This is a genomic window from Paenarthrobacter sp. TAF1, from assembly GCF_052113825.1.
In the GTDB taxonomy this organism is placed as follows: domain Bacteria; phylum Actinomycetota; class Actinomycetes; order Actinomycetales; family Micrococcaceae; genus Arthrobacter; species Arthrobacter nicotinovorans.
Map to the genome: position 1 here is coordinate 1 of NZ_JBFRDO010000059.1, position 368 is coordinate 368.

Annotated in this window: 1 protein-coding gene; it reads left to right on the forward strand. The window is 65.5% G+C overall.

Annotated elements, in window-relative coordinates; translation table 11 throughout:
• The coding region (locus AB4Y81_RS21590) for an aldehyde dehydrogenase family protein (protein ID WP_441996940.1) at window positions 1-368 on the forward strand (368 nt) is incomplete at both ends.

The window sequence follows — 368 nt, forward strand, 5'->3', positions numbered from 1 at the left end:
ATCAACCAGGAACTGCCTGAAGGACTGCTGTCCGTGGTCTCCGGCGGCCGCGACGTCGGCGAAGCGCTGGCCTCGCACGACGCCATCGGCAAGGTCATGTTCACCGGCTCCACCGCCACGGGCAAGGCGATCATCCGTTCGTCGGCCGATACCGTCAAGCGGCTCACGCTGGAACTCGGCGGCAACGACGCCGGTATCGTCCTGCCGGACTCCGACCCCAAAGCCATCGCTGAAGGGCTGTTCTGGGGGGCGTTCATCAACACCGGCCAGACCTGCGCCGCCCTGAAGCGCCTGTACGTGCACGAGTCCCAGTACGAAGCCGTCTGCTCAGAGCTTGCAGCTGTTGCTGCTGCCATGCCGATGGGCAA